Annotated in this window: 23 protein-coding genes; 9 read left to right on the top strand and 14 right to left on the bottom strand. The window is 62.8% G+C overall.

The window, feature by feature from the left end:
- The first annotated feature begins 87 nt into the window (after positions 1-87).
- Both ACVWWD_RS25125 and ACVWWD_RS25130 read left to right on the top strand, forming a co-directional pair.
- Complete coding sequence (locus ACVWWD_RS25125; RefSeq protein WP_352547862.1) at positions 88-1,044, top strand: D-amino acid aminotransferase; 957 nt, start codon at positions 88-90, stop codon at positions 1,042-1,044.
- 154 nt (positions 1,045-1,198) lie between these two features.
- On the top strand, positions 1,199-2,038 hold the full coding sequence (locus tag ACVWWD_RS25130; protein WP_023769635.1) for an SDR family oxidoreductase: 840 nt from the start codon (positions 1,199-1,201) through the stop codon (positions 2,036-2,038).
- A gap of 40 nt (positions 2,039-2,078) precedes the next feature.
- Here the strand turns inward: ACVWWD_RS25130 and ACVWWD_RS25135 are convergent, their stop codons facing one another.
- Positions 2,079-2,708, bottom strand: a complete 630-nt coding sequence (locus ACVWWD_RS25135) for an MOSC domain-containing protein (protein ID WP_352547864.1) — start codon at positions 2,706-2,708, stop codon at positions 2,079-2,081.
- Positions 2,709-2,988: 280 nt separating this feature from the next.
- Between ACVWWD_RS25135 and ACVWWD_RS25140 the strand changes: the two genes are divergently transcribed.
- Positions 2,989-3,453 (top strand): methyltransferase family protein, encoded by a 465-nt coding sequence (locus ACVWWD_RS25140; RefSeq protein ID WP_352547866.1) that lies wholly within the window; start codon positions 2,989-2,991, stop codon positions 3,451-3,453.
- A gap of 12 nt (positions 3,454-3,465) precedes the next feature.
- Here the strand turns inward: ACVWWD_RS25140 and ACVWWD_RS25145 are convergent, their stop codons facing one another.
- The 3 genes from ACVWWD_RS25145 to ettA form a co-directional block, all read right to left on the bottom strand.
- Positions 3,466-4,587: a beta-ketoacyl-ACP synthase III gene (locus ACVWWD_RS25145; protein ID WP_352547868.1), complete on the bottom strand. Its 1,122-nt coding sequence runs from the start codon at positions 4,585-4,587 to the stop codon at positions 3,466-3,468.
- Between the two features lie 118 nt (positions 4,588-4,705).
- On the bottom strand, positions 4,706-5,476 hold the full coding sequence (gene tam, locus ACVWWD_RS25150) for a trans-aconitate 2-methyltransferase (protein WP_352547870.1): 771 nt from the start codon (positions 5,474-5,476) through the stop codon (positions 4,706-4,708).
- 43 nt (positions 5,477-5,519) lie between these two features.
- Positions 5,520-7,169, bottom strand: a complete 1,650-nt coding sequence (gene ettA / locus ACVWWD_RS25155; protein WP_352547872.1) for an energy-dependent translational throttle protein EttA — start codon at positions 7,167-7,169, stop codon at positions 5,520-5,522.
- 254 nt (positions 7,170-7,423) lie between these two features.
- On the opposite strand from ettA, the gene ACVWWD_RS25160 reads away from it, so the two are divergent.
- On the top strand, positions 7,424-8,710 hold the full coding sequence (locus ACVWWD_RS25160) for a GGDEF domain-containing protein (protein ID WP_352547874.1): 1,287 nt from the start codon (positions 7,424-7,426) through the stop codon (positions 8,708-8,710).
- A gap of 28 nt (positions 8,711-8,738) precedes the next feature.
- On the opposite strand, the gene ACVWWD_RS25165 is transcribed toward ACVWWD_RS25160, so the two are convergent.
- Together ACVWWD_RS25165 and ACVWWD_RS25170 are read right to left on the bottom strand one after the other, a co-directional pair.
- Positions 8,739-9,350 carry a hypothetical protein gene (locus ACVWWD_RS25165; RefSeq protein ID WP_352547876.1) on the bottom strand — a complete coding sequence of 204 codons (612 nt, stop codon included), beginning with the start codon at positions 9,348-9,350 and terminating at the stop codon, positions 8,739-8,741.
- A gap of 60 nt (positions 9,351-9,410) precedes the next feature.
- Positions 9,411-10,418 (bottom strand): ribonuclease T2 family protein, encoded by a 1,008-nt coding sequence (locus ACVWWD_RS25170; protein ID WP_352547878.1) that lies wholly within the window; start codon positions 10,416-10,418, stop codon positions 9,411-9,413.
- Between the two features lie 185 nt (positions 10,419-10,603).
- Here ACVWWD_RS25170 and ACVWWD_RS25175 point away from each other — a divergent pair, with 185 nt between their 5' ends.
- From ACVWWD_RS25175 to ACVWWD_RS25185, 3 genes are all read left to right on the top strand, one after another.
- Complete coding sequence (locus ACVWWD_RS25175; protein ID WP_352547880.1) at positions 10,604-11,536, top strand: alpha/beta hydrolase; 933 nt, start codon at positions 10,604-10,606, stop codon at positions 11,534-11,536.
- A 99-nt stretch (positions 11,537-11,635) separates the two neighbouring features.
- Positions 11,636-12,811 carry a CaiB/BaiF CoA transferase family protein gene (locus ACVWWD_RS25180; RefSeq protein WP_457103475.1) on the top strand — a complete coding sequence of 392 codons (1,176 nt, stop codon included), beginning with the start codon at positions 11,636-11,638 and terminating at the stop codon, positions 12,809-12,811.
- Entirely contained in the window at positions 12,808-14,457 is a 1,650-nt protein-coding gene (locus ACVWWD_RS25185) for a thiamine pyrophosphate-binding protein (protein ID WP_352547882.1), read from the top strand. The genes ACVWWD_RS25180 and ACVWWD_RS25185 overlap by 4 nt, the downstream gene beginning before the upstream one ends.
- 64 nt (positions 14,458-14,521) lie before the next feature.
- On the opposite strand, the gene ACVWWD_RS25190 is transcribed toward ACVWWD_RS25185, so the two are convergent.
- From ACVWWD_RS25190 to ACVWWD_RS25210, 5 genes are all read right to left on the bottom strand, one after another.
- Entirely contained in the window at positions 14,522-14,965 is a 444-nt protein-coding gene (locus ACVWWD_RS25190) for a CHRD domain-containing protein (protein ID WP_023769623.1), read from the bottom strand.
- A gap of 191 nt (positions 14,966-15,156) precedes the next feature.
- Positions 15,157-16,128 (bottom strand): ABC transporter substrate-binding protein, encoded by a 972-nt coding sequence (locus tag ACVWWD_RS25195; protein ID WP_023769622.1) that lies wholly within the window; start codon positions 16,126-16,128, stop codon positions 15,157-15,159.
- A 40-nt stretch (positions 16,129-16,168) separates the two neighbouring features.
- Positions 16,169-17,323: an ABC transporter permease gene (locus ACVWWD_RS25200; protein WP_352547884.1), complete on the bottom strand. Its 1,155-nt coding sequence runs from the start codon at positions 17,321-17,323 to the stop codon at positions 16,169-16,171.
- On the bottom strand, positions 17,320-18,198 hold the full coding sequence (locus ACVWWD_RS25205) for an ABC transporter permease (protein WP_023769620.1): 879 nt from the start codon (positions 18,196-18,198) through the stop codon (positions 17,320-17,322). The genes ACVWWD_RS25200 and ACVWWD_RS25205 overlap by 4 nt, the downstream gene beginning before the upstream one ends.
- A 293-nt stretch (positions 18,199-18,491) precedes the next feature.
- Positions 18,492-19,283, bottom strand: a complete 792-nt coding sequence (locus ACVWWD_RS25210; RefSeq protein WP_352547887.1) for an ABC transporter ATP-binding protein — start codon at positions 19,281-19,283, stop codon at positions 18,492-18,494.
- A 130-nt stretch (positions 19,284-19,413) separates the two neighbouring features.
- Between ACVWWD_RS25210 and ACVWWD_RS25215 the strand changes: the two genes are divergently transcribed.
- Positions 19,414-19,818, top strand: coding sequence for a cupin domain-containing protein (locus ACVWWD_RS25215; protein WP_015317160.1), 405 nt, complete (start codon positions 19,414-19,416; stop codon positions 19,816-19,818).
- Between the two features lie 23 nt (positions 19,819-19,841).
- Here ACVWWD_RS25215 and ACVWWD_RS25220 read toward each other — a convergent pair whose 3' ends face one another.
- The 3 genes from ACVWWD_RS25220 to ACVWWD_RS25230 form a co-directional block, all read right to left on the bottom strand.
- Positions 19,842-20,225: a hypothetical protein gene (locus tag ACVWWD_RS25220; protein WP_245273770.1), complete on the bottom strand. Its 384-nt coding sequence runs from the start codon at positions 20,223-20,225 to the stop codon at positions 19,842-19,844.
- Positions 20,222-21,673, bottom strand: a complete 1,452-nt coding sequence (gene hydA / locus ACVWWD_RS25225; protein WP_023769616.1) for a dihydropyrimidinase — start codon at positions 21,671-21,673, stop codon at positions 20,222-20,224. Before hydA ends, ACVWWD_RS25220 begins: the two co-directional genes overlap by 4 nt.
- 67 nt (positions 21,674-21,740) lie before the next feature.
- The gene (locus ACVWWD_RS25230) at positions 21,741-22,991 is read right to left on the bottom strand and encodes a Zn-dependent hydrolase (RefSeq protein WP_023792266.1); all 1,251 of its coding nucleotides are present in this window, start codon (positions 22,989-22,991) and stop codon (positions 21,741-21,743) included.
- A 121-nt stretch (positions 22,992-23,112) separates the two neighbouring features.
- Here ACVWWD_RS25230 and ACVWWD_RS25235 point away from each other — a divergent pair, with 121 nt between their 5' ends.
- Positions 23,113-23,751, top strand: a complete 639-nt coding sequence (locus ACVWWD_RS25235; RefSeq protein WP_023769614.1) for a TetR/AcrR family transcriptional regulator — start codon at positions 23,113-23,115, stop codon at positions 23,749-23,751.
- The last annotated feature ends 32 nt before the right edge of the window (positions 23,752-23,783 follow it).

The following is a 23,783-nucleotide window of genomic DNA, read 5'->3' on the forward strand; positions in this document are numbered from 1 at the left end:
ACCTCGAGGACGACTGAAGTCGGAGCACTGGCCCTATGCGCTCCGCCCGTTGCCGATAGCTTATGACTTCATGGCGAGGAGCTGCCGATGAGCCAAGCCGCACACGATACACCGCCGCTGCCTGCAGTGAGCGATCGCCATATTGACCCACATTCCTATCCCGAAGGCATTGCCTTCCTCGACGGCCAATATTTGCCGATGTCGCAAGCCAAGGTCTCGGTGCTGGATTGGGGATTCCTGCACTCGGATGCCACCTACGATACGGTGCATGTCTGGAACGGCCGATTCTTCCGCCTCGATCTGCATGTCGACCGTTTCTTCCTCGGCTTGCAAAAGCTGCGCATGACTATCCCGTTCGATCGCGATGGCGTGGCCGAGGTCCTGCACAATTGCGTCGCGCTGTCGGGTCATCGCGCCGCCTATGTCGAGATGCTGTGCACGCGCGGCGCCTCGCCGACCTTCAGCCGCGACCCGCGCGAGGCGATCAATCGCTTCATGGCGTTCGCCGTGCCGTTCGGCTCGGTCGCCAATGCCGAGCAGTTGCGGCGCGGCCTGCGTGTCGCCATCAGCGACAAGGTGCGCATTCCGCCGGCTTCGATCGACCCGGCGATCAAGAACTACCACTGGCTCGACTTAGTGGGCGGCCTATATGATGCCTACGACCGTGGCGCCGAGACGGCCCTCATTCTCGATTTCAACGGCAACGTCGCCGAAGGCCCGGGCTTCAACGTCTTCTGCGTCAAGGACGACAGACTGTCGACGCCAGCCATCGGCGTGCTGCCGGGCATCACCCGCCGCACGGTCTTTGATCTCTGCGCCGAGGCAGGTCTCGCCGCATCGACCGCCGACGTCAGCGTCTCCGCGCTGCGTGGGGCCGACGAAGTCTTCATCACCTCGACCGCCGGCGGCATCATGCCGGTGACGGAGGTTGACGGCGCTGACATCGCCGACGGAAAGGTCGGGCCGATCACCAGCCGGCTGATGGCGCTCTATTGGCAAAAGCATGACGACCCGGCCTGGTCGTCTCAGGTGAACTACCCCTGATCAACACGATTTCTTGTTCCACGGGGAAGAGTCTTGTTCAAAAAGATTCCCCCTCGCCTCTGGAAAATCACGGGACAGGCCGTATATGCCCGAAAGCGGAGAAGCCTCCGCTTCCATCCAGAAATTGCGCCCGCAGGGGCAAGTATTCCACATCATGACATCTAAGGTTTGGTTCATCACCGGATCGTCGAAAGGCTTTGGCCGCGTCTGGGCCGAGGCCGCACTGGCGCGTGGCGACCGCGTTGCGGCGACCGCACGTGACACAGCCACGCTCGCCGATCTCGTCAATAGATATGGCGACAACATCGCCGCCATAAAGCTCGACGTAACCGACAAGAAAGCCGTCGATGCCGCTGTCGCCGAGGCGCACAAGCGCTTTGGCCGGCTCGACGTCGTCATCAACAATGCCGGCTACGGCCATTTCGGCGCCATAGAGGAAGTCAGCGAGCAGGAAGCGCGCGACCAGATCGAGACCAATGTGTTCGGCGCGCTGTGGGTCACCCAGGCCGCCCTGCCGATCATGCGGGCGCAGCGCTCCGGCCACATCATCCAGATCTCGTCGATCGGCGGCGTCAATGCCTTTGCCTCGCTCGGGCTCTACCACGCCTCGAAATGGGCGCTGGAAGCCTTCAGCCAGTCGCTCAGCATCGAGGTCGCGGAATTTGGCATTCATGTCACGCTGGTCGAGCCGGGCGGTTTCTCCACCGACTGGTCGGGAGCATCGGCCAAGGTCTCCAAGCCGATCGAGGCCTATGCGCCCGCCCGCGCCAAGATGGCCGAGCGCCGCGCCAACTCGGTTGCTGGCGATCCCGAGGCGACCGGGCCGGCGATGCTGGCCATCGTCGATGCGGCAGAGCCGCCGCTGAGGGTGTTCTTCGGCGATGGCGGCCTGCCGATGATACGCCAGGAATACGCCAACCGCCTCGCCACCTGGGACAAGTGGGACCACGTCTCCGTCATGGCGCAAGGCGTCCACAAGAACCGCAAGGGCTGACGCCCAAAATAATAGCTACGCCGCCTACTGGGCGGAGTAGCTATGCCTTGTAAATCCATTGCTCCGGCACCCGCACCGAAATCTCTTCGCCGACCCTGACCACGCCGGGTTTTTCAACCCATGCGACAAGGCCACGCAGCCGCTTCGCCGTCTGCGGGAAGAGCAGCGCGGCTGCATCGCGATCCGATGCATGGACATGGGTGGCGATGGATTGCCCGGCGACCCGGCACGGCTTGTTCTGCGCGTCGATTTTGATCGTCACGCCCCCTTCGAAGAACATCAGTGAGCCGGCCGGCAGCATCGACAGATGCGGCACGCTCCCGATCAGCATATTGGCTCCGATCCATTCCGGCTTGATCTCCTTCAGACCCATGCGCTCGGCGAGGATCGAAAGCTCGTCCGTGGCGACCAGCGACAATTGCCGCTCGTTGCGCATCTCCGTGCCGCGCGGATACCAAGGCTCGCGCCCGCCGGAACGCCGCGTCATTCCGGCATGGAAGTCATGCGCGATTCCGTCGAAGCCAAGATGCAAATCCTCGACGGCTTTCGTCTCGAAATGATCGGAGGGAGCGGCATAGAGCGCCACTGCCTTTGCCGTCAGCTTACGGCCCGGGACGATATCGATCGTGGGCTCGGCAGTTGGAAAAAGCTCTAGGTTTGTTTCCTGCATGCTGCTGGTCTAGAGACCTCGGACAATGCGGTCCAGTCGAAAGCGCTGATGATCCGATCACTGCGTTTGATGCCGATCACGACGTTATTACCGGAAATGCCATCCCCTTGCAGCGGGCGCGTCCCATTGCCGCCGCGCCACCGATATATATTCGGCGCCAACTCGGGAGGAGGTTCGGCATGGAGGTTGGACAAGCCATCGCAGCGCTCTGGCTGTTCTGGGTGGTATCCTGGATCGTCGCTGCATTCTGGCTGATCCCGTCCAAAAGCGCGCCACCATCGTGGCGGAGGCCCGCTATCGCGTCTTCTGGCTGGCCGGCACCGTCCTGCTGTTCGTTCCAGCGCACGGCTATCAAGGCAGGCTGAGATTGTGGACGCCGACCCTTGCCGAAGCCTGGGTCTGCGTTGCCGTGATTGCGGTCGGCATCGGCTTCGCGTGGTGGGCGCGCATCCATCTCGGGCGGTTGTGGTCCGCCACGGTCACAGCCAAGGCAGGTCATCGCGTGGTCGATACCGGCCCTTATCGCCTGGTGCGGCATCCGATCTATACCGGGCTGTTGCTGGCTGTACTTGCCACCATGGCGGCAAAGGGCACGGTCTGGGGGATTGCAGGTACGGCCCTGCTCATCATCGGCGTCGTCATAAAGGCGAGGCTGGAGGAGCGTTTCCTGCGCGACGAACTCGGACCCGCCTATGACGATTACGCCAAGCGGGTGCCGATGCTGGTTCCCTTCACGCCGGCCTAGCGCGGCATCACTTCAGAGCATTCTCAGCAGCGCGCCACCGATCGAGTATCCCGCGCCGAAGGCGCAGATCAGGCCGTGGTCGCCCGGTTTCATGTCGGCATGGTTCTCCGATAGTGCGATGATGGCTCCCGCGCCCGCCGTGTTGCCGAGCCGCTCCAGCACCATCGGCGCGCGGTCATGGCCGACATCGTGGCCGAACGCCAGTTTCAGGATCATCGCATTCATGCGCGCATTGGCCTGGTGCAGCCAGAAGCGCCGCACCGCCTGCGGCGTCAGCCCGTGTTCGGCGAGGAATTCGACGATGAATTTGTGCCCGGCCACGGTGACTTCCTTGAACACCTTGTTGCCGACCTGCTTGATGAGGTTGCCCTCCAGGTCGATCATGTAGGGATCGTCCTGGGCGGTGCGGGTGTGATAGCCGAGATTGGTGCGGATGTTGTTCGACATCTGCGTCCAGATGCGTGTGTCCAGCACCTCGAAGCGGCCCGGCCGCTTCTCGCCCTGGGCCAGCCCCTCCACCACCATCGACACCGAAGCGTCCCCGAAGATGAAATGCGTCTGCCGGTCGCGGAAATTGAGATGGCCCGTGATGATTTCCGGCGTGGTCACCAGGATGCGCTTGTGCGCGCCCGAGCGCACCAGATTGACCGCCATGTGCAGCGCAGCCGCAGCCGACGAACAGCCAAGCCCCATGTCGAAGCCCGCGCCCCTCGTGCCCAGCGCCTCCTGCATTTCGATGGCGATCGCCGGATACGGCCTCTGTTGATGCGAGGACGAGCAGATCACCAGATCGATGTCCGACGCATCGGCGCCTGCGTGGTCGATCGCCTTCCTGGCCGACGCGATGGCGAATTCCGCCTGCAGCGAGAGCGCGTCGTCTGGACGCGCCGGAATGCGCGGCGCCATGCGGGTCGGGTCGAGAATGCCTTCACGCTCGACCACGTGGCGGGACTTCACACCTGAAGCATGAACGATGAAGTCGGCATCCGATTTCTGCAGCAGCGTCTCGCCGGTATCCTGGCGCCGCGCGTTCTCGGTGTCGACCCAGGCATTGAAGCTGGCGACCAGTTCCTCATTCGTGATTACAGGCTTGGGAATTTCAGCGCCGATGCCGCTGATGATGACGCGATGCATGTTTCAGTCCGTCCCCATCCGCGGGCGTTGCGGTTTGATGTGGGCGCCGAGACGTCTCGGCGCAACACTTTTCTCACTCGGCCGGTTTACGCCGGCTTAAACCAAGGTTTTCGCCAGCCTATCCCGCCTGCTTGGCGATAATGAAAATGCGGGGGAAACGCAGCAGCACCTTGCCATCGGCGGCCTTCGGATAGGCCTTGGCGATCTTGGCCGTGTAGCTGTCGAGGAACAGCTTGCGTTCGTCCGCGTCCAGTTGATCGAGGAAGGGCTTCAGCCCTGTCGACTTCACCCACTCGACGATCGCCTCGGCATCGGCCAGCGGATGGTTGTAGATGGTGTGCCAGATGTCGAGCCGGGCGGAGAGCGGCGACAGCAGGTCGTAGTAGAACGACACCGGCGGTAGCGGCGCACGGGCCGCATCCCTGATCTTTGCCGCGAAAGGCGCTTCGGCGGCGGTCTCCCGCATCAGGCGATGCGAATCCTCGGCCATATTGTCGGGCATCTGGACGGCCAGCGCGCCGCCGGGCGCGAGAAAACCCATCAGACGCTGGAACACCGCCGGATGCTCCGGCAGCCACTGGAAGACCGCGTTGGCGAAGATCACGTTGACCGGCTCGTCCGGCTGCCATGTCGAGGCATCGGCGAGGTCGAAGCTGACATTGGGTAGGCGCGCCCTCGCCTTCTCGATCATGTCGGGAGACGTGTCGAAGCCGCTCACTTGCGCATCCGGCCAGCGCTCGACCAGAAGTTCGGTCGAATTGCCCGGCCCGCAGCCGATATCGACAACCCGACGCGGACAGTCGACCGGAACCTGTGCCACCAAGTCGCGCGCGGGCCGCGTGCGCTCGTCCTCGAATTTCAGATACTGGGCGGCGGACCAATCAGCCATCCGAGCTCCTCGTCTCTTGAGAATTCGCCGCCCGGGTGCCCTCTTACCGCGTCAGCCTCTTGTAGGTCATGCGGTGCGGGTTGACGGCTTCGGGCCCGAGCCGGCGGATCTTGTCCTGCTCGTAATCCTCGAAATTGCCCTCGAACCATTCGACGTGGCTATCGCCTTCGAAGGCGAGGATGTGCGTCGCCAGACGGTCGAGGAACATGCGATCGTGCGAGATGATGACCGCGCAGCCGCCGAAATTTTCCAGCGCGTCTTCGAGTGCCGCCAGCGTTTCCGTATCGAGATCGTTGGTAGGTTCGTCGAGCAGCAGAACATTGCCGCCGGTCTTCAGCATCTTGGCCAGGTGCACGCGGTTGCGCTGACCGCCGGAGAGGTTGCCGACCTTCTGCTGCTGGTCGCCGCCGCGGAAATTGAAGGACGCACAATAAGCGCGGGTGTTGGCCTCGAACTTGCCGAGCTTGACCACTTCGGCGCCGCCCGAGATTTCTTCCCACACGGTCTTTGACGGATCGAGCGCGTCGCGGCTTTGGTCGACATAGCCGAGCTTGACCGTCTCGCCGACGCGGACAGAACCGGCATCGGGCTTCTCCTGGCCGGTGATCATGCGGAACAATGTCGTCTTGCCCGCGCCATTCGGGCCGATGACACCGACAATGCCACCCGGCGGCAGCTTGAATTCGAGGCCTTCGATCAACAGCGTGTCGCCGAAGCCTTTCGACAGGCCCTCGACGTCGATGACCACGTTGCCGAGCCGCTCGCCATGCGGAATGACGATCTGCGTATCCGTCGGCCGCCGCTTGTCGGCCGCATCGAGCAGATCCTGGAACGCCTGGATACGCGCCTTGGACTTGGTCTGGCGAGCCTTCGGGCTCGACTGGATCCACTCGCGCTCGCGGCCGATGGCGCGCTGGCGGGCGTCGTCCTCGCGGCCTTCCTGCTTGAGGCGCTTGGCCTTGGCTTCGAGGTACTTGGTGTAATTCCCCTCATAAGGAATGCCGCGTCCGCGATCGAGTTCGAGAATCCAGCCGGTGACATTGTCGAGGAAGTAGCGGTCGTGGGTGATGATCATCACGGCGCCCGGATAGGCGCGCAGATGCTTTTCCAGCCACGCCGTCGTCTCGGCATCGAGATGGTTGGTCGGTTCGTCGAGCAGCAGAAGATCAGGCTGGCGCAGCAGCAGCTGGCAGAGCGCGACACGGCGGCGCTCGCCACCCGATAGCTTGGTGACGTTGGCATCCTTTGGCGGGCAGCCCAGCGCTTCCATTGCCATCTCGACCTGCTGTTCGAGATCCCACAGGTTCAGCCGGTCCATTTCGTCCTGGAGCTTGGCCGACTCGTCGGCCGTCTCGTCGGAATAGTTCATCATCAATTCGTTGTAACGCTCGATGATGGCGGTCTTGGCCGCGACACCTTCCATGATGTTTTCGAACACGGTCTTGTCCGGGTCGAGCGCCGGCTCCTGCGCCAGGTAGCCGACAGTAGCGCCTTCGGCGAGCCACGCCTCACCGCTCCAGTCCTTGTCGATGCCGGCCATGATTTTGAGGATCGTCGACTTGCCGGCGCCGTTTGGGCCCAGGATGCCGATCTTGGCGTCGGGGTAGAAGGACAGATGAACGTTCTCGAGCACCTTCTTGGTGCCATAGGCCTTGTTGAGGCCGGCCATGTGATAGATGAACTGGCGTGCCACGCGCGCTTTCCCTGAAAAAATGACTGGATTTGTCGAATTGAATGGAGGTTGGCCGCTATGTAGGCGATGCGGCGCCGAACGGCAATCGCTTTTGCCATATCAAGCCAACCACACGGACAAGTGTGCACCGACAGCCAGGTTTTCAATCCGTCGATGGCGCGCGGAAATCTCCGGTTAACCCTTCCACGTCAAAACAGGATCGGAGTGGAATCGCTGGCTGGCCGCGATTTCGAACAGAGAGCGGATCGACGGCATTGCTGAACAGTTTCCTGCTCCTTGCCGAAGCGATCGTCTACTTCAGCGTCATGGTGACACTTTTCCGCTTCCGCAAGCGCATCGGCCTGGGCGTTTTCATCTGCGCACTCGGCGTCATGCATTTCCTGGAAACCTATCTCGCCAGCGTCTTCTACGTCGCGCTGCCGTTCGGCATGGTCTCGCCGGGCTCGGCGGTGCTGTTTTCCGGCAAGTTGGTGATGCTCCTTCTGCTCTACATGAAGGAGGATGCCGCCACCGTGCGCCAGCCGATCTATGGCCTGCTGCTCGGCAATGCGGTGATGATCGGTCTGGTTCTGCTCCTGCGCCTGCACGCCATCGCTCCGCTACCCGATGGCCGGCTCCCGGACATCGGCTTCATCGACGAGATGGGCTGGCTGATGGTTTGGGGCACGACGCTGCTGTTCGTCGACGCCATCCTGATCATCCTGCTCTATGAGAAACTTGGCCGCGTCCTGCGCAAGGCGCGGTTCGCACGCATCCTGATTTGCGTCGCCTGTGTGCTGACGTTCGATCAGGCGGGGTTCTTCACCGCGCTCCATTTTGTTGCCGGCGCGCCGATCGCGGTCTTCTTCGGCGGCTGGTTCGCCAAGATGGCGGCGGCACTGACCTTCAGCGCCATGCTGGTCGCCTATCTCAAATGGTTCGAGGTCCGGGATGTGCAGATGCCGCGTGGGCTGACCGACATCTTCGAGACCTTGACCTATCGCGAACGCTACGAGGCGCTGGTCGAACATGTCGGCCGCGATGGCCTGACCGGCCTGCTGCACAGGGGACGCTTCGATGCAGATGGCGAGGCAGCCGTCCAGTCCAGCCTGCGCACGGCGAGGCCGCTCAGCCTGCTCATCGTCGACGTCGACCACTTCAAGTCGATCAACGATCGTTTCGGCCATGCCGAAGGCGACAAGGTGCTGAAGGCGGTCGCAACCGTACTTTGCGAGGCGGCAGGCGCTGAGGACCAGGTTTTCCGGATCGGCGGCGAGGAATTCGCGATCCTGAGTTCGCGTCCGCATTCCGTCGCCAGGCTCTTCGGCGAAAGCGTCCGCACCGCGCTCAAGGCATCGGTCGCCACCAGCCGATTCGAATTGACCGTCAGCGCCGGTGTTTCCACGGTCAGCGAGACGACGCAGTGCCTGGCCGACCTGTTCGCGCTCGCCGACCAGCGCCTTTACAAGGCGAAATCGACCGGACGCGACCGCGTCGTCGGCGAACCCGGCGGGCATGAGGCGGACGCCGATATCGCCTGGACCAGGTCCGCCCAGATCTAGCCAAGTCAATCCAGGTCTAACCTTGTCGCTACGATTTCCTGTGCCGCGCAATGCCTGTCATGGTCGAGACGGCCATCAGCACGATCGCCAGCCATTTAAGCGCCGTGATGATCGGCCCGGCCTGGATGTCGTAGGCGATGAAAAGCAGGATGCCCGGCACCAGCAGGCCGCACATGATCAGCATGATGCGGTTGATCTGCCAGGAGACTTTCGATGCCAGCACATCGTCTCCGGCCGCCGGAACCAGCGTCTCACGCATCCTCTTGCCACCGACGAGCATGGCCGACAGACGCATCGAGATCGGCAGGCCGAGGCCGATGATGAGGAAGGCGCAGGCGGCCAGGAGTAGCGAGAACTTCAGCGCGCTGGTCTCCGCCGGCACCGGAAACAGCACCGTGGCCAGCGGCAGGAAGACGCCGAAAATGCCGAGCGCGGCGATTGCGATGAAGATCACCGCGTTGATGATCGTAAAGAGATGATAGGTGCCGGCGCCGATCGGTGCGGACAGTGCGCGCATGCGCGCCCACTCGGGCTGGCTATAGGAAAACCCCGGCCATTCCATGCGAGCATCGTTGATCGAAACCATGCCCTTGGCCCAGAAAGCCAGCCGCGCCAGCGCGCTGCTCGTTATGCCACTCATTGCACCCCCCGCTGAATGAACCGCCCTGCGAACCTAGCTGCCTAAATACGTGCCCGTGCGTTACTGGAACCCGATCGCGTCGACCGTGCCGGTCGGGCAACCGGCCTTGTTCGTCGGCACTGAGGCCAGCAGCAGATCCTTGAGCGAACTATTCGGACCGATCGGGCCGGCAAGGCCAAGCGTCAGTTCGCCGATCAGCCGCCGGCCGCTCGACGGATCGATAAGGCAGGACACACGCACCCGGTCCCCTGCTCCCGCGCCGAAGGCCTGGTCGAAGGCGCTGCGGATCTGGTCCGCGGTCAGCTTGCCGCTGATATTTTTGGCGAAAAGGTCGCGGACAGGCGAGCTGTTGACCTCACGCATCAGATGAAGGGCGTCGGAAAAATACTCCTGCTGGCTTTTGCCGTAGCAGGTGCCGTGCTTGATCCATTCATGCCGTTCCAGCTTCGAGGCGGTGCCCGGCATCACCTTGTCGAGCTCGGCGCGGGTCTCGGCATCGAGGTTGACTGGTGGCAGGTCCTGCCAGTGAGCCGGATTGTCATTGGCCTTGTCGCTGGCCGAAGCCTGGCAATAGAAATTGCCGTTCGGCTGCGGCCACAGACCGTGCAGCGTGAAATTGGTGGCATCGAATTCACCAGGGTTTTGCGCCTTGCATTCGGTCTTGTTCGACTTGGTCTCGCAGAAGGCCGGCTGCCAGCTCAGCGCGAAGACATATTCGGGTTTTCCCGAGGCCGCCGGCTTGCCTTGCCCGCCGGATGCCGCCGGCGCGGTTACCGCACTGCTGCCCGAGAGATGGCCGCAGCTGACCTTCACCCAACGGCGCTCGGGATCGGCGACCGGCACCAGGATGAGGTAGTGGGTCGGAGCATCCTTGTTGCCGGCCAGCAATTGATAGGTCTTGCCCGCATCGGTCGAGACATTGCCGGGATTCTTGCCGTTCTTGATCGCCTGCGTCGCGGGACAGGCAGCGTCGGCCACGAAGGTGCCGCTCATCTTGACGTCGGCATGCGCCGCGCCTGCCAGCGAGCCCGCCAGCAAGGCCAATCCGAAAACAACAGCAATGCGCATGGAGAATCCCCTGCTGGAAAGTGGGCGACAGACTGAAGCTGTCTCCATGTCAGAATTGCGATATTTTGCGGGCCCGTGGCAAGAAAGATCGTCGCGGAAAAGCCGGCAGGCCCGATTGACGCAAATCTGGCGCCGGCGCACACGTTGGACATTGCAAGGGCGGAACCAGGGGGAGGCCAGCCGGCATGCCATTCAGCCAGCAGCGCGTGGTCCGCTCGCCGACCGGGGCCGATCTCAATCTGTTGATCCGGCAGGCCGACAGCTCTCCGCGTGCGGTGGTCCAGATCAATCATGGCCTGGCCGAACATGCCGCGCGCTACGACCGCTTCGCCGGTTTCCTGGCCACCCGGGGCTTCCATGTCTATGTCCATGACCACCGTGGCCATGGGGCGACCAGGGCGCCCGACGCGCCGCTCGGCAGATTCGCCGACAAGGACGGACCGGCCAAGGTGATCGCCGATGTCGATGCCGTGCACGATCTTATCGCCCGCGAGCAGCCTGACCTGCCGGTGATCCTTTTCGGCCACTCGATGGGCGCGTCCGTGGCGCTGAACTACTTGTTACGGCACTCGAATCGGATCCATGCCGCCGCCATCTGGAACGGCAATTTCTCGCAAGGCCCGCTCGGCCAGGTGGCGCTCGGCATCCTGGCCTGGGAGCGAATGCGGCTGGGCTCCGATGTCCCGTCGCGCCTGCTGCCGAAACTCACCTTCCAAGCCTGGGGCAAGGCGGTCCCCGACCATCGCACCTTGTTCGACTGGCTTTCGCGCGACGAGGCGGAGGTCGCGAAGTACATTGCCGATCCGCTCTGCGGCTGGAATCCCTCCATATCGATGTGGCGCGATGTGGTCGCCATGGCGCTGAACGGCGGCAAGGATGCAGGCTTTGCCGGCATCCGGCGCGGCCTTCCCGTCGCCATCATTGGCGGCGAGAAAGACCCTGCCTCGGACTACGGCAAGGGCATCACCCATCTCGCGAACCGCATGCGCGGGATGGGCTTTTCGAATCTGGTTTCGAAGGTCTACGCCGGCACCCGCCACGAGAGCCTGAACGAGGTGAACCGGGATACCGTCATGGACGATTTCGCCAACTGGGCGGACGCTGTCCTGAAAGCCTGAAGGTTTGGCCCATAGCAAGAACCGTGACAGCCGCTGCCGGGCTTGATAGAGGCTCTGCTTTCGCAGCGATCGGGATGATTGCAGCAACCACGGTGATTTATGGCCGAACCCCCGCTGAAAGGCGTCCGCGTCGTCGAACTCGCCCGCATTCTTGCCGGACCCTGGGCCGGGCAGTTGCTTGCCGATCTCGGCGCCGATGTCATCAAGGTCGAGAGCCCCGACGGCGGCGACGACACCCGCAAATGGGGTCCGCCCTTCGTCATGAGCCATGACGGCGAGAACCTGTCGGCCGCCTATTACCATTCCTGCAATCGCGGCAAGCGCTCCATCGCCATCGACTTCTCGACGCCGGAAGGCGCCGAGACGGTGCGCCGGCTGGTCGCGACGGCGGATGTGCTGATCGAGAACTTCAAACTCGGCGGCCTGAAGAAATACGGGCTCGACCATGGCAGTCTGAAGGAAATCAACCCTCGCCTCGTCTACTGCTCGATCACCGGTTTCGGTCAGGATGGGCCTTATGCGCCTCGCGCGGGCTACGATTTCATCATCCAGGCCATGGCCGGCATGATGTCGATCACCGGCGAGCCCGGACGCGAGCCGCAGAAAGCCGGCGTCGCCATCTCGGATATCTTCACCGGCCTCTATTCGGTCATCGCCATCCAGGCAGCACTTCGCCATGCCGAACAGACCGGCGAAGGCCAGCACATCGACATGGCGCTGTTCGACACGCAGATCTCGGCGCTCGGCAACCAGAACCTCAATTATCTCGTCTCCGGCAAGTCGCCGGTGCAGATGGGCAATGCCCATATGAACATCGCCCCTTACGAAGTGCTCCCAGTCAGGGACGGCCACATCATCCTGGCCGTCGGCAATGACGGCCAGTTCGCCAAATTCTGCGCCGCGGTCGGGCTGGGCGATTTGCCGGCCAATCCCGATTTCACCACCAATCCGGCCCGCGTCGCCAATCGCGTGGAACTTCGCGCACGCATCATCGAGGCGCTGAAGATTTTTGATCGCGATCCGCTGCTGGCGAAGCTCGAAGCCGCCAGCGTGCCGGCGAGCCCGATCAAGACGATCGGCCAGATGTTCGACGACCCGCAGACCATTGCCCGTGGCATGCGGCTCGACCTCGACGACGGCCATGGCAACCGCCTGCCGTCGGTGCGCGCCCCGATGGTGATGTCGGGGACGCCGCTTACTTATGAACGCCCCTCGCCGCGCCTTGGCGAGCACACTGACGAAATCCTTGCCGAACTGGAGAAGTCTGGGAAATGAAGACCGGTGGACAATTGATCGTCGACGCCCTCGAAGCCAATGGCACCGACCGAATGTTCTGCGTGCCGGGCGAATCCTACCTTGCGGTGCTTGACGCGCTGCATGATTCCTCGATCCGCACCATCGTCTGCCGCCAGGAAGGCGGCGCCGCCATGATGGCCGACTGCCAGGGGCGGCTGACCGGCAAGCCCGGCATCTGCTTCGTCACCCGCGGACCCGGCGCCACCAACGCTTCGGCCGGCATCCACATCGCCATGCAGGATTCGGTTCCCCTCATCCTGTTCATCGGCCAGGTCGCCAGCCACGCCAAGGAGCGCGAGGCGTTCCAGGAAGTGGACTACGTCAGGTTCTTCGGCGACATCGCCAAATGGGTGGTCGAGATCGACGACGCCTCGCGCATCCCCGAATTCGTCACGCGCGCCTTTGCCGTGGCGACGTCGGGCCGCCCCGGCCCGGTCGTCATATCGCTGCCCGAGGATATGCTGACCAGCGTCGTCGACGCGCCGGAAGCACTTCCGCACACGCCGGTAGAAACCTATCCCGGCGAAGCCGAACTCGACGCACTGGAAATGCTGCTTGCCGGCGCGAAGCGTCCCTTCGTCATCCTTGGCGGCACGCGCTGGAACGCGGACGCGGTCGCGCGGATGCATAAGATTGCCGAGGCCTGGTCGCTTCCTGTCGGCTGTTCCTTCCGCCGCCAGATGCTGTTCGACCATCTTCATTCAAACTATGCCGGCGATGTCGGCATCGGCATCAATCCGAAGCTGGCAACGGCTATCAAGCAGGCGGACGTCGTTCTCTTGATCGGCGGGCGCATGGGCGAGATGCCCTCTTCCGACTACACGCTGCTGAAGAGCCCCTATCCCGACCAGGCCCTGGTGCACGTCCATGCCGATGCCGGCGAACTCGGCCGGGTCTACCGTCCGACCCTGGCCATCAATGCGTCGCCAGCGGCTTTCGTCGAGGCTTTCACCAAGCGCATGCCGGCCGGAACGCCATCATGGGCGGCCGAGACGCCCAGGCACCATGCGTCATATCTCGAATGGTCGACGCCGCCACAGACCGGCCCCGGCGCGGTGCGGATGGGTCCAATCATGGATTATCTGGAAAAGGTGCTGCCCGACGACGCAATCCTGACCAATGGCGCCGGAAATTACGCAACCTGGGTACACCGCTTCCATCGCTTCCGCCGCTTCGCCACGCAAGGAGCGCCGACGTCGGGCTCGATGGGCTACGGTACGCCGGCGGCGGTGGCCGCCAAAGCGCTGTATCCGGAGCGCACAGTGGTCGCCTTCGCCGGCGACGGCTGCTTCCTGATGAACGGCCAGGAATTCGCCACCGCTGTGCAGTACGACCTGCCGATCGTCGTCATCGTCGTCAACAACGGTATTTACGGCACCATCCGCATGCACCAGGAACGCGACTATCCCGGCCGCGTCGTCGGCACCGATCTGAAGAACCCTGATTTTGCAGCACTTGCCCGCGCCTATGGCGGCCATGGCGAGACGGTGGAGAAGACAGCTGATTTCGCGCCTGCCTTCGAGCGCGCGCGAACCAGCGGCAAGCCGGCGATCGTCGAGATCAGGCTCGATCCCGAGGCGATCACCCCGACCCGGACGATGACGCAGATACGCGACAAGGCTTAAGGACCGGCAGGACAGAGGGGGGCGCTGTCCCGCAGGCCGTCAGATGTTAGCCGCGCTTCGGGCTCTACATCGCCTTTTCGATCTGGCCGCGAATCTCGCCGTCCTTATTGGCCGCCGTGTGCACATTGACGTAATACTTGCCGGCCTCCAGGTCCGCGGCCTGCGCATCCGTCAGCGTCGCCGACCCCTTGATCGGGCTCTTGAGCTTGCCTTTGAACGGGATCACCGGAGGCGCGTTCTCGCCCGCCGCCGCCGGGCCGTGAATATGCGCCGCTGTCGCCGGGCCGCTGAGGCCGGAATACTTCACGTTCCAGCTGAGCTTCTTCTTGGTGGTGTCGAAGGTGAGAGTGGCCGTCCCCTTGCCCTTGGTGGTAACGGCTGGGCTCTGCTGGCCGCCATCGAGGGTCGCCTTGTATTTTACCATCTCGGCCATGGCTGGTGATGCGAACAGGAAAGCGGTGGAAATGGCGAGCGCCGATAGCGCCGGCAGGAAGGAGTAAGCGCGCATGAAGAACCTCCAATTGGATAGAGCGTGCGTCGCGGCTCCCCGACGCGCGCATGCTTCAATGCAACGGCTGGACGGCGCAATGTATCCCCGCACACGGTTTTGTGATTGGAGCGCATGAAAAAGGGGCGGTCGCCCGCCCCTTTTTGATCGTCAGACCCGGTCTCACGCGCTGTTGATCGCGCCTGCGAGGACTACTTGACCGCCTTGTCGGTGATGGCGGTGGTATAGGCGCCTTTCGGCTCCTTGGTGATGATCTTCTGGTCGAGCAGCGCCTTGGCGGTTCGTTCGTAGGTCGCCGGGTCGAGCTTGCCGTCGGCATTGTCGATCAGCTTGGCGACTTCGCTCATCATCCGCTTTTGGTGGTTCTCGTCCTGGCCGCCGCCGTCCATCACGATGCTTGCGGCTTCGTCATTGTTGTCGATCGCGTATTTCCAGCCCTTCATCGAGGCGCGCACGAAACGCACCATCTTGTCCTCGAAGGCCGGATCCTTGAGCTTGTCTTCCGAGGCATAGAGGCCGTCCTCGAGCAGGTCGTTGCCCATGGCCGAGTAGTTGAAAACGGTCAGCTGTTCGGGTTTGTAGCCGGCGTCGATCAGCTGCCAGTACTCATTGTAGGTCATCACCGAGATGCAATCTGCCTGCTTCTGGATCAGCGGCTGCACGTCAAAGCTCTGCTTCAGCACGGTGACGCCATCGGGACCGCCCTCCGTCTTGAGGCCAAGCTTGTTCATCCACGCGTAGAATGGATATTCGTTGCCGAAGAACCAGACGCCGAGTGTATGACCCTTGAAGTCGGCTTCGGTCTTGATCGGGCCATCCTTTGGGCAGACCAGCTCCATGCCGGCCTTCTTGAACGGCTGGGCGATGTTGACCAGCGGCACGCCCTTTTCGCGCGCGGCGAGCGCGCCGCCCATCCAGTCGACGATGACGTCGGCACCGCCGCCGGCGATCACCTGCTCGGGGGCGATGTCGGGACCGCCCGGCTTGATGTCGACGTCTAGGCCTTCGGCTTCATAGAAACCCTTGGCCTTGGCGACATAGTAGCCGGCAAACTGCGCCTGCGTGACCCATTTCAGCTGCAAGGTCACCTTATCGGCGGCCATTGCCTGGAACGCGGCCAGCGACATCGCGCCGGCCAGAACTGGAATAATAAGTCTTTTCATTTTTTTACCCTCTGGAGTTAGTGCCCTGAACCCACCGCCCCTATCCACCACGGACAGAGGGATGCCAAAACGTGACGGCCCTTTCGACAAGGGCGACCACGCCATAAAAGACCGAACCTGCAAGTGCTGCAACTGCGATTTCGGCCCAGACCATGTCGATGTTCATCCGCCCGACCTCGGTAGAAATGCGGAATCCCATGCCGACGACCGGCGTGCCGAAGAACTCGGCGACGATGGCGCCGATCAGCGCCAGCGTCGAATTGATCTTCAGCGCGTTGAAGATGAAGGGGGCGGCGGCCGGCAGCCTGAGCTTGACGAGCGTCGGCCAGTAGCCCGACGCATAGGTGCGCATCAGGTCGCGCTCCATATGGCCGGACGCAGCGAGCCCGGCGACCGTATTCACCAGCATCGGGAAGAAGGTCATGATGATCACCACCGCCGCCTTGGACTGCCAGTCGAAGCCGAACCACATGACCATGATCGGCGCCACGCCGATGATCGGCAGCGCCGAGACCATATTGCCGATCGGCAGAAGTCCACGCCGCAGAAACGGTACACGGTCGGCGAGAACAGCGGTGATGAAGCCAGCGCCGCTGCCCACCACATAGCCGAAGAGCACCGCCTTGAAGATGGTTTGCCGGACATCGGCGCCGAGCACCGGCAGCGAACTGACGATGCGCGCGCCGATGGCGCTCGGCGGCGGCAGCAGGATGAAAGGAATGCCGGCGCCGCGTGTGACGGCTTCCCAGATGATCAGGATCCAGGCGCCGAAGATAGCCGGGATGACCAGACGCAGTGCGGTCCGGACCCATCCTGCCTTCGGCCGCAATCCCGAAAGCACCGCCACACAACGCCAGCCAAGCAGCCAGGCAGCCGTGAGCAGAAGGAAATACGGCGTCAGCGCCGTCCCTTCGAAACCCGCAATGCCCGATATCAGCAGCCAGGCGACCAGATGGGCGCCCATGAAGAGCACCACGGCCTCCGCCAGGGGCGCAATCCTGACCATGGAGATCAGCGCCGCCAGCACGGCCACGCCAACCATCAAGCCCTTCATTCCGAGATAGGGGTAGCCGATACTGGCCGTCGGATCGGCAAGCGCTGCCGCTTCCGGCTTCGACATGGCGCCGAGCGCAATCGCGATCAGGCACAGCACGATTGCCAGTACGGCCTGCCAGGAAGGTTTCAGCCAATTCATGCTGGCCTCCCGCCCATGGCGCGGTCGACGATGCGGCCGGCGATGCCGACCACCATCACCAGCAGTGCCGCCACGATGGAGCCGGCGACCAGCGCCGACCAGATGTCGATGGACTGGCTGTAATAGGCGCCGGCCAACAGCTTGGCGCCTATGCCGGCGACCGCACCCGTCGGCAGTTCGCCAACGATAGCGCCGACGAGGCTTGCCGCTACAGCCACTTTCATCGAGGTGAACAGGAACGGCACCGAGGCAGGCACACGCACTTTCCAGAAGGTCTGCGCGTTGCTGGCGTTGTAGGTGTGCATCAGGTCGAGATGCATGATCTCGGGCGAGCGCAGGCCCTTCACCATGCCGACCGTCACCGGGAAGAAAGACAGATAGGTCGAAATCATCGCCTTCGGGATCAGTCCGGTAATGCCGATCGCCGCCAGAACGACGATGATCATCGGCGCCACCGCCAGGATGGGAATCGTCTGCGAGGCGATAATCCACGGCATCAGGCTGCGGTCGAGCGTCGCCACATGGACGATGCCGACGGCGATGACGATGCCGAGCGCGGTGCCGAAGGCGAAGCCGAGCAGCGTCGAGGACAGCGTCACCCAGGCGTTGTAGACGAGACTGCGGTTCGAGTTGATGGGCCGCAGAAAAGTGTTCTCGAAGAAATTCACCGCCACCTGATGCGGCGCCGGCAGCGTCGGCTTGGGCTGCGACAGCGTCTTGCCTATGAGTTCGCCGAACGTGGAGGTTTCGTTGGCACGCCGGTCGAGATCGCGCTGGAACGGCGCGTTGAGGATAACGGCGAAGATGTACCAGAGCACGACCACGCCCAGAAGGATGGAGGTTACGGGGATGATCTTGGAGCGGAAGCTATCCATGGGCGAAGTCTCGCGGAGCACACGCCTTCGTCACATGCGCCTTCGTGATCCTAGGGCGGAGCAAGGAGCGAAGCGACGCGGCGCGGACCCTCGGCTCCATGCCGTTACATTTCTGCTCCGCAGCGGTGCGGAATACGGCTCCTTGCACTCCACTCTGTTGGGCGGGTATTCTCAGCTGCTTACGCCTCTCGGCCAATGTCGCGGCATGGATCCTAGGGTCTGCGCAGGCTGCTACGCGCCTGCTCCGCCCTAGGATGACGAAGGCGCGGTACGCCGCTCGCTTGTCACCCGCCTCAATCATCATAGCTATGCCCTGCCCTCAACCCATCCCGAACCCGCGCGGCGATCGCCAGAAACTCCGGCGTCTCGCGGATGTCGAGCGGCCGCTCTCTCGGCAGCGTCGATTCGATGATATCGCTGACCCGGCCCGGGCGCGGCGACATGACGACGATGCGCGTCGACAGGTAGACGGCTTCCGGAATGGAGTGGGTAACGAAGCAGATGGTCTTGTTCGTCCGTCCCCACAGTTGCAGCAATTGCTCGTTGAGGTGGTCGCGCACGATCTCGTCCAGCGCGCCGAACGGCTCGTCCATCAGCAACAGGTCGGCATCGAAGGCCAGCGCACGCGCGATCGAGGCGCGCTGCTGCATGCCGCCGGAAAGCTGCCAAGGGTATTTCTTCTCGAAGCCGCTGAGGTTCACGAGGTCGAGCGTGCGCTTGATCCGCTCCGCCTGCTCGGTCTTGGACAGGCCCATGATTTCCAGCGGCAGCCCGACATTGCGCTCGATGGTGCGCCAGGGAAACAGGGCGGCGGCCTGGAAGACATAGCCGTAGGCACGTCGCTCGCGAGCCTGTTCCGGCGTCATGCCATTGACCGAGATCGTCCCGGAAGTGGGCTTTTCCAGATCGGCGATGACGCGCAGCAAAGTAGTCTTGCCGCAACCTGAAGGCCCGATGAAGGAGACGAACTCACCCTTGCCAATGGTCAGGTCGACATTGGACAGCGCCTGTACCGGCCCGTCATTGGTCTGGAAGGTGAGGTCCAGTTTGCTTGCCGAAAAGACGGCTGGCGAAGGTCCCGTCATCGGTTGCTGCCTGCCTTCCGCCGCACGAAAGCGATTGCTTTTATCGTGATGTTGTTTTCCACTCGACCCGTCCCATTGGCCCCAGTCCTGCTGAGTTTGTCCCACTCGATCGACGCCCGGAGTTTCCCCGATGTCGCCTAAACCCACTTGTCATCTTATCCGCCCTGAAAGCACTTATGAAGGTAAGCAGGGCCTGACCTATTTCGCCGGCATCGCCACCGAATCGGTCGGCTCCTCCGGCATCTGCATGCACGTGCTCACGATGCCGCCCGGTGCCCGCGCCAAGGCGCATCTGCACGAGAACCATGAAACGGCGATCTACGTGCTCTCCGGCGAGGTCCATACCTGGTATGGCGACCGGCTGGAGCATCACATCGTCGTCAAGGCCGGCGACCTCTTCTACATTCCCGCAGGCGTGCCGCATTTGCCGGCCAATCTGAGCAATGCCCCGTCCTCGGCCGTCATCGCCCGCACCGATCCCAACGAACAGGAAAGCGTCGTCCTGCTGCCGGAGTTGGACGCGCTCGTCGCCTAAGGCTGACGGAAAGCCTTCCGCCCTCATCGGCACCGGGCAACTTCGCCCATGACGCTGCCGTCCTCGTCGGCGATCACCAATTTCTTGGCATTCTTGGCGCTGTGCTTGATCGTGAAGGTGGCGGGCGACTTTCCCTCCTCGCCTTCCGCTTCGCACTCTGCCTTGACCGTCAGCGAACCATCGGCCTCACCGTGTTTGCCCGTGAAAGTGCAGGCACTGGTCGCGGTAATAAAATCGGTGTCGGTCAGCAGCAGCATGTCTTCGGCATAGACCTGCTGGCCGTTCTTGTTGATGCAGCCGGACTTGTTGCCATAGGGCTTGGACAGGTCGATGCCGGCCGCCACGGCGGAGCCGGCTGCCAGAACAACAACGGCGGTGAGATAGAGCCCCGCGCACCTCACCGTCACACCCCCGTCGCCGGAATGCCTGACCGCTCCACCTTGCGCGGCGCGGTGATTTCCTTCCAGGTCGACAGCGCCCGGTTGACGGCCGCGTTCGGTTCGCGGCCGACGAACTCACCATGGCCAGGCTTCGCCTTGACCTCTGCCTCCTCGACCGACAACTCGCCGCGCGAGAACACGAAGCGCGGCAGGCCGGTCACTTCGACCCCTTCGAAGACGTTGTAGTCGATGACGGACTGCTGCTTCTTGGCGGAAATCTTCTTCTTGCGTTGGGGGTCCCAGACGATGATGTCGGCATCCGCGCCTTCGACGATCGCGCCCTTCTTCGGATACATGTTGAGGATCTTGGCGATGTTGGTCGAGGTCACGGCGACAAACTCGTTCATCGTCAGCCGGCCGGTATTGACGCCCCTGGTCCACAGCACCGGCAACCGGTCCTCGAGGCCACCCGTGCCGTTGGGGATCTTGGTGAAATTGCCGACGCCGAAGCGCTTCTGGTCGGTGGTGAAGGCGCAATGGTCGGTCGCCACCACCTGCAGCGAACCGGCCTGCAGGCCGGCCCACAACGAATCTTGATGCAGCTTGTTGCGGAACGGCGGGCTCATCACGCGGCGCGCCGCATGGTCCCAGTCCTTGTCGAAATACTCGCTCTCGTCCAGCGTCAGGTGTTGGATCAGCGGCTCGCCGAACACCCGCATGCCTTTTTGGCGTGCCCGGCGGATCGCCTCGTGGCTCTGTTCGCAGGAGACATGCACGACATAGAGCGGCACGCCCGCCATGTCGGCGATCATGATGGCGCGGTTGGTCGCCTCGCCTTCCACTTCCGGCGGACGCGAATAGGCATGTCCTTCGGGACCGTTATTGCCGGCGGCAAGCAGCTTCTGCGACAGGGCCGCGACCACGTCGCCATTCTCGGCATGCACCAGCGGCAGCGCGCCGAGGTCGGCGCAGCGCTGGAACGACGCGTACATCTCGTCGTCGTCGACCATCAGCGCGCCCTTGTAGGCCATGAAGTGCTTGAACGAGGTGATGCCCTTGTCGACCACGGTGGCCATCTCGTCGAACACCTGCTTGCCCCACCAGGTGATCGCCATGTGGAACGAATAATCGCAGGACGCCCTCGAGGTCTTGTTGTCCCACATCCGCAATGCTTCGAGCAGCGATTGCTGCGGCGCCGGCAGGCAGAAATCGACCACCATGGTGGTGCCGCCGGCTAAGGCCGCACGAGTGCCGGATTCGAAATCATCGGCCGAATAGGTGCCCATGAACGGCATTTCGAGATGGGTATGCGGGTCGATGCCGCCCGGCATGACAAAGCAGCCGGTGGCGTCATACTCATGGTCGCCATGCAGGTCCGAGCCGATGGCGACGATCTTGCCGTGCTGCATCAGCACGTCCGCCTTCCAGGTTCGGTCGGCGGTGACGACGGTGCCGTTCTTGATGACTTTGGTCATTTTGCTGTTCCCTTGTTCTTCTCTTCCCGCTTCTTGGTGAGCGGCGTTTGAACGTAAATCTCTAAGTTCACTCCACGATGACGGCCGTTTCCACCACGGCATGAAACAGAACGTCGGCGCCGGCCGCGGCCCATTCCTTGGTGATTTCCTCGGCCTCATTGTGGCTCAACCCATCCACGCATGGGCACATCACCATGGCGGTCGGCGCGACGCGGTTGATCCAGCAGGCGTCGTGCCCGGCACCCGAGACGATGTTGCGGTGCGTGTAGCCGAGCCGCTCGGCCGCATCGCGGATTGCCTTGACACAGCCCTTGTCGAAGGTGACCGGATCGAAAGCGCCTACCTGCTCGATCTTGTACTGGATGTCGAGCGCATCGCAGATCGTGTCGATGCCTTCGCGGATGCGGCCATCCATGGCGTCGAGCACTTCCTTTTCCGGCGAGCGTATGTCGATGGTAAAAACGGTGCGGCCGGCGATGATGTTGCGCGAGTTCGGGTAGACTTCCATGTGGCCGACCGCGCCGACAGCGTCGGGCTGGTAGTCCATGGCGATCTCGTGGACCAATTCGATCACTCGGGCCATGCCGAGCCCGGCATTGCGGCGCTTGGGCATCGGCGTCGAGCCGGTATGCGCCTCCTTGCCGGTCAGCGTCACCTGCAGCCATTTCAGGCCCTGGCCGTGGGTGACGACACCGATGTCGATCTCTTCGTCCTCGAGGATCGGGCCCTGCTCGATATGCAGTTCGAAGAAGGCGTGGATCTTGCGATCACCGACCTTCTCGGTGCCCTTCCAGCCGATGCGCTCCAGTTCCTCGCCGAATTTCTTGCCGTTCTTGTCCGTGTGCTCGTAGACATCGGCCTGGTCTAACACGCCGGCGAACACACCGGATGCCATCATCGCCGGCGCGAAGCGCGCGCCCTCCTCGTTGGTCCAGTTGGTGACGACGATCGGATGTTTCGTCTTGATGTCGAGGTCGTTGAGCGAGCGCACGATCTCCAGGCCGCCGAGAACCCCGAGAACGCCGTCATATTTGCCGCCGGTCGGCTGCGTATCGAGATGGCTGCCGACATAGACCGGAGGCAGGCTGGGGTCGGTGCCTTCGCGGCGGGCAAACATGGTGCCCATCTCGTCGACGCCCGTTTCGAGCCCCGCGGCATCGCACCAGCGCTTGAACAGATGCCGGCCCTCGCCGTCCTCGTCGGTCACGGTCTGGCGATTGTTGCCGCCGGCAATGCCGGGGCCGATCTTCGCCATCTCCATCAGCGAATCCCACAAACGGTCTGAATTGATTCGCAGATTCTCGCCGGGTGCGGCCATCTTGAGTTCCCATCTACACCAGGAGTCTTGTCGCCCCTTGAGTGAATTGCAGCCTGACCGTATGGTCAGCTTTTAAACTACACAACCTGACCAACCGGTCAACTAGAATCTTGGGGAAGACATGGCTGAACCCACCCGCCCCATGCGGCGACAGGACATCCGCCGGGAGAATGAAAAAACCATTCTCGTCGCCGCCGAAAAGGTTTTCGCGGAGGCAGGGTTTGGCGGCGCCACGATGCAGTTGATCGCCGATCTGGCGGGTCTGCCAAAGGCAAATCTCCACTATTATTTCGCCACCAAGGAAGAACTCTACCGATCCGTAGTCCAGAACATTTTTGAAATCTGGCTACAGGCGGCCAATTGCTTCGACGCGGCGCGCGGCCCGATCGACGGCATCAGTGCCTATATCGACGCCAAGATGGAAATATCGCGCCGCCATCCGGACGGCTCCAAGGTCTGGGCTTCCGAAGTGATGCACGGTGCGCCTGTGCTTCAGGACTATATGGAATCAACGCTGCGCGAATGGACCGACGGCCGCGTCGAAATCATCAGGCGCTGGATCGAGGAAGGCAAGATGGACCCGGTGGATCCACGCCACCTGCTCTACATGCTTTGGGCCGCGACACAGCATTATGCCGATTTCGGACACCAGATCGAAACACTCAACGGCGGCAAGCCTCTGTCCGACCGGCAATGGCGGGAAGCCAAGGACAATATCAAGCGGGTGATCCTGACCGGGATCGGCGCGCGGCCCGCCTGACTCCGACCGTTTGCGGCAAAAATCAGGCCGGC

The organism is Mesorhizobium sp. URHB0026, from assembly GCF_054059755.1.

Coding starts and splice junctions, on each gene's coding strand:
- ACVWWD_RS25135 (WP_352547864.1), bottom strand. CDS start 2,708: ATGCAGGAAACAAACCTAGAGCTTTTTCCAACTGCCGAGCCCACGATC.
- ACVWWD_RS25180 (WP_457103475.1), top strand. CDS start 11,636: ATGGCCGAACCCCCGCTGAAAGGCGTCCGCGTCGTCGAACTCGCCCGC.
- ACVWWD_RS25185 (WP_352547882.1), top strand. CDS start 12,808: ATGAAGACCGGTGGACAATTGATCGTCGACGCCCTCGAAGCCAATGGC.
- ACVWWD_RS25165 (WP_352547876.1), bottom strand. CDS start 9,350: ATGAGTGGCATAACGAGCAGCGCGCTGGCGCGGCTGGCTTTCTGGGCC.
- ACVWWD_RS25215 (WP_015317160.1), top strand. CDS start 19,414: ATGTCGCCTAAACCCACTTGTCATCTTATCCGCCCTGAAAGCACTTAT.
- ACVWWD_RS25125 (WP_352547862.1), top strand. CDS start 88: ATGAGCCAAGCCGCACACGATACACCGCCGCTGCCTGCAGTGAGCGAT.
- ACVWWD_RS25145 (WP_352547868.1), bottom strand. CDS start 4,587: ATGCATCGCGTCATCATCAGCGGCATCGGCGCTGAAATTCCCAAGCCT.
- ACVWWD_RS25175 (WP_352547880.1), top strand. CDS start 10,604: ATGCCATTCAGCCAGCAGCGCGTGGTCCGCTCGCCGACCGGGGCCGAT.
- ACVWWD_RS25130 (WP_023769635.1), top strand. CDS start 1,199: ATGACATCTAAGGTTTGGTTCATCACCGGATCGTCGAAAGGCTTTGGC.
- ACVWWD_RS25230 (WP_023792266.1), bottom strand. CDS start 22,991: ATGGCCGCACCCGGCGAGAATCTGCGAATCAATTCAGACCGTTTGTGG.
- hydA (WP_023769616.1), bottom strand. CDS start 21,673: ATGACCAAAGTCATCAAGAACGGCACCGTCGTCACCGCCGACCGAACC.
- tam (WP_352547870.1), bottom strand. CDS start 5,476: ATGGCTGATTGGTCCGCCGCCCAGTATCTGAAATTCGAGGACGAGCGC.
- ACVWWD_RS25170 (WP_352547878.1), bottom strand. CDS start 10,418: ATGCGCATTGCTGTTGTTTTCGGATTGGCCTTGCTGGCGGGCTCGCTG.
- ACVWWD_RS25210 (WP_352547887.1), bottom strand. CDS start 19,283: ATGACGGGACCTTCGCCAGCCGTCTTTTCGGCAAGCAAACTGGACCTC.
- ACVWWD_RS25190 (WP_023769623.1), bottom strand. CDS start 14,965: ATGCGCGCTTACTCCTTCCTGCCGGCGCTATCGGCGCTCGCCATTTCC.
- ACVWWD_RS25200 (WP_352547884.1), bottom strand. CDS start 17,323: ATGAATTGGCTGAAACCTTCCTGGCAGGCCGTACTGGCAATCGTGCTG.
- ACVWWD_RS25235 (WP_023769614.1), top strand. CDS start 23,113: ATGGCTGAACCCACCCGCCCCATGCGGCGACAGGACATCCGCCGGGAG.
- ACVWWD_RS25205 (WP_023769620.1), bottom strand. CDS start 18,198: ATGGATAGCTTCCGCTCCAAGATCATCCCCGTAACCTCCATCCTTCTG.
- ACVWWD_RS25195 (WP_023769622.1), bottom strand. CDS start 16,128: ATGAAAAGACTTATTATTCCAGTTCTGGCCGGCGCGATGTCGCTGGCC.